This is a genomic window from Wolbachia endosymbiont of Nasonia vitripennis (assembly GCF_048054115.1).
Lineage (GTDB): Bacteria > Pseudomonadota > Alphaproteobacteria > Rickettsiales > Anaplasmataceae > Wolbachia.
Genome location: NZ_JAFEVF010000054.1, coordinates 1 through 4,068, shown reverse-complemented (window position 1 = coordinate 4,068; position 4,068 = coordinate 1). Strand labels below are relative to the sequence as shown.

Below are 4,068 nucleotides of genomic sequence, written 5' to 3'. Positions count from 1 at the left end.
TTGCAAGTTCTAGCAATCCCAACTTTGGTTTTAGTATTTTTTCTTGTGTTGTATTCATATCTGACACTCCTTTCCTTTAAAACTTGTCTATATTTTTATCTTACTTTGTTTGCTTGTCAGATCAAGTCTAAACTATTACATGCCAATCAAACTATTACATCTAGCACTTTCTTTTTTCAATTGAGCTTGGTCTTGCATACATTTAATGAGTACTTTTCTTGTATTTTCTTGAGCTAAATCTAATGGAATTTTATTTCCTTTATTCTTTAACAAAGGATTTGCATTCTTCTGAAAAAGAACTTTTATTGCGTCAGTGTTATTACTTATAACAGCTTGGTGTAATAACGTCTCTCGATCTTGATCTTGATCTTGAAAATTGATCAATTTGTAGAAATACTGAGGAGTAACAAATCTATTCACCGCTTCATCTAAAATCTTCATCACGTCTTGAAATGATAATTTCTCTTTTTTCTTAGACCCTGTACTATCGTATACAATGCAGTGTTGCAAAATAAGATACACCATCTTTTTTCTCATATCTACAGTATCCTCTATAGATAAAGCTGATTTAAATAACTCCTTGTCAATAGGTATTTCGATATTTTTATCAAGAAATGCCTTCAATTCTTCAATTTTTTCTTGATACTTTATCCCTTGCCTACAGACGATTTCAAGTAAAGTAGTCATACCATCTCCTTATTCTAGTTATATTAATAATATAATAAACTCTAATAAAAGTCAAATCATTGATTAAAAAATTAATATAATTAATTCTGTGAATGTCAAATAAATTCAAATAACATCAAAAAAAACTCACAGGATCAACATCTATTGTTACTGCAATATTTGAATTCAAGTTGTAATTTTTAATCCAATATTTTAGCTTTTTCTTTATAGATAAACTATGTTTATTGTGTATTTTGAGTAGCACTCTATACCGATATTTATTATTTAAGAAATTTATTGCTGCTGGTGATGGGCCAAAAATTTCGAGTTCTTTTTTTCTAGTCACGCACTGGAATGACAACGCAGAAGGAATAGTAGCTGAACATTGATTATGCAAAAAGCTTGTTATCTCACTTGCTGCTTTCTGCGTTGCAAATTGATCCTTACCGCAAACTATAAGCGCTATTAATCTACTAAATGGTGGCATTTTAGCTTTGCGTCTTGACTCAAGTTCAATTTCATAAAACAAATCCCTTTTTTGCTGCTGCAATGCTTTTATTATCAAACTTTCAGGATTATTAGTTTGCACTATTACCGTTCCTTTTTCGTTGAACCTCCCAGATCTACCCGCAACTTGATGCAATAATTGATACGTCTTTTCTGCTGCCCTAAGATCAGAATTTTCAAGTCCTAAATCTGCATTTATCACTCCAACCAAAGTTAACTTAGGGAAATTATGCCCTTTGGCAATCACTTGTGTACCGATTATAATATTCACCTCTTCCTTGAGCACTGAGTCAATGACGCTACCAAGCGACTTCTGATCGCTGCTGATAATCGCAGTTTTTGCACTTGGTATTAATTTCACTATTTCCTCAAGTAACCTCTCAATTCCCACACCATAAAGAAGCAATGACTGCTCACTTTGACAATTGGAGCATTTTTCTGGAAGTTTTGATTGATAAGAACAATGGTGACACAAAAGGACGTTCTTCTTTTTGTGGTATGTAAGCCAAACAGCGCAATTTGAGCAGGAAATTTTGTATCCACACTTTTTACAAACTGCAAGTTGCGCGTATCCCCTGCGGTTTAGAAAGAGCATAACTTGCTGTTTTTTCTCTATGGTTTGTTTTATCCCTTCGAAAAGCTCATTGGAAATCCATTGCTTATTATTCACTACTTTTATATGCGGTAACTCCGCACCACCGAATCGTTCGGTTAGCTTTACATGATTGTAATTCCCTTTTTTAACGTGATAAATTGTTTCAAGCAGCGGAGTAGCTGATGATAAAATTATTGGAATGTTCTCAATTTTGGCTAAGATAATTGCCATATCTCGAGCATTATATATAATTCCCTGTTCTTGTTTAAAGGATGAGTCATGCTCTTCATCAATGATGATCAATTTTAGGTTTTTATAAGGCAAAAAAAGCGCTGACCGTGCCCCAATAATTATCTGCGCACTTCCATTTGCGATACTGAGCCAATTATTTCGGCGAGCTTTTGGAGTAAGTCCTGAATGCCACTCAGCTATATTGCCAGATGTCTGACTGCGAACACGATTTACCAATTGTGAAGTTAGGACAATTTCTGGCAGAAGGATAAGGACTTGTGCATTACCTCCTTCTGTTGTCATTCCAGTGCTTGGCAAAGGCAGTATGCTAAGTGTTACAGTGGGTTTTACCTTAAATATAAGGGTGTCATTCCAGTGTTTATCCAGGAATTTTGATTCTAAATTAGGTATTGGTCTTAAATTAAAATAAACGTTTGTGATGAGATTATATGAAAAACTGGATCCCAGTGTCGGGGCACTGGGATGACAAGAGAAGAGGGCACCTGGATGACAAGAGAAGAGAGCATTGGAATTGCAAAAAAAGTAGGCGCTGTGATGACAGGAGAAGGAGGTACAGGAAAAGGAAACACTGGGATGACACCATAGGATGGAGTGACGTCTTTTTGGTAGACAATGTTCGTAAATACTATAATTCTTAATTAACTGTGCAATTACAGAGAGATAAACTTCCGTTTTTCCAGACCCGGTTTCACCGTCAAGTAAAGTTACTGAATACTCATTCAAATTACTTATTATTTTATCTCGAGCTGCTTGCTGCTCAGGGTTTAATTGGTAATCTATTTCGCTTATTTCTTGCTTTTGCTTAGTGCAAACTAACTTATCTATTTGATTTACCTTTAACACTCCTCCCATTATCACTTTTGCAAGCATACCAATAGGTATTACATTATACTGCGCAACCCACTCTGCAAATTCGATCAGTTTTGGTCTGATGCTCGGTAAATCGACCTTTTGTTCAATAAATTTTAATTCTCGATCGCTTTTGCTACTTTCTCTCCAAACTATTCCAATCAAACGCTTTCTGCCAAACGGCACCACTACGTAATCTCCAATTGAAACTTCAGTATCTTCCTCAACTGCATATGAAAATAGCTGATCAATTGGAAGTGGCAGTAATACGTCAACTGTTTTTGTCATAAGTTAGCGCTGTTTTTAGATACATAGAGAAGCCTTAATGCTTTTTTCATAGTACACAATTTATAATCATAAATACTGGAAATGTGAGGAAATTCTGTATGTTTAGCGATAAAATAGTCCTAGACTTTGAAATAGAAAAAGGTGACCGAATAGATCGGTGTTACTTCTCTACACGCATCAAACTTACAGATAAGAGCAAGAGTTTTCTACGTGAAAAGCTCGGTAAACCTAACAATTTAGATGATTACTTTAATCTTAATCCTGAGAATTTTTATATTTATTACAACAAATATAGTGGTCACTATGGTATAAATGAGCTATATGTCAGAGATGATAATGGTAGATATTTAGCTACTAAACTTCCACTTGATCAGAGCGGATTTTCGATAGAGTTATCATTCGACGAGGTGAATTATGGTTTTTATCCTCTGTATGCAATCTATAATCCCACTCAATATGACAAAAAGCAGGAAAAGAGCTTTGAAGATAATGGTGAATTGCAGCCGTTTGTGTCAAGTGTATTGGATTACTTTCTAAATGGCTTAACCATTCAAGATATGTTTTTGCAAATACAAAATGAGCTTGTTGAAAAAGAAACAAAATTAGAAGAAGACAGAAGAAAGGCAGAGGAAGAATTAAATCAAAAGAATGAAAAGTTAAGAGAACTCATAGAAAATGATGAGATTAAATGTAATAGTTTAGACTTGATCTGACAAGCATGAATTAACTGACAGAAGAATTAACAAAGTCAAAACCTGTAATAGTTTAGATTTGATCTGACAGGCATGAATTAACTGACAGAAGAATTAACAAAGTCAAAACCAAAATCAGCATCCTGTTTAATGCTATCAATATTTTTCTGATAAGCAATATGCATACTATCAAAAAAGGTTTGCATAGGAGTCTTACCA

The 4,068-nt window shown here is 34.3% G+C and carries 3 protein-coding genes; 1 reads left to right on the top strand and 2 read right to left on the bottom strand.

Translation table 11 applies throughout. From position 1 onward, the window contains the following. Positions 1-135 precede the first annotated feature (135 nt). Positions 136-687, bottom strand: a complete 552-nt coding sequence (locus tag JR053_RS05025) for a hypothetical protein (protein ID WP_416603761.1) — start codon at positions 685-687, stop codon at positions 136-138. 115 nt (positions 688-802) lie between these two features. After that, complete coding sequence (gene priA / locus JR053_RS05020; RefSeq protein ID WP_416603759.1) at positions 803-3,157, bottom strand: replication restart helicase PriA; 2,355 nt, start codon at positions 3,155-3,157, stop codon at positions 803-805. 98 nt (positions 3,158-3,255) lie between these two features. On the opposite strand from priA, the gene JR053_RS05015 reads away from it, so the two are divergent. Beyond that, complete coding sequence (locus JR053_RS05015) at positions 3,256-3,870, top strand: hypothetical protein (RefSeq protein ID WP_416603757.1); 615 nt, start codon at positions 3,256-3,258, stop codon at positions 3,868-3,870. The last annotated feature ends 198 nt before the right edge of the window (positions 3,871-4,068 follow it).

Excerpts from the sequence above, each read along its gene's own strand:
- JR053_RS05025 (WP_416603761.1), bottom strand. The coding sequence starts at position 687 with ATGACTACTTTACTTGAAATCGTCTGTAGGCAAGGGATAAAGTATCAA.
- priA (WP_416603759.1), bottom strand. The coding sequence starts at position 3,157 with ATGACAAAAACAGTTGACGTATTACTGCCACTTCCAATTGATCAGCTA.
- JR053_RS05015 (WP_416603757.1), top strand. The coding sequence starts at position 3,256 with ATGTTTAGCGATAAAATAGTCCTAGACTTTGAAATAGAAAAAGGTGAC.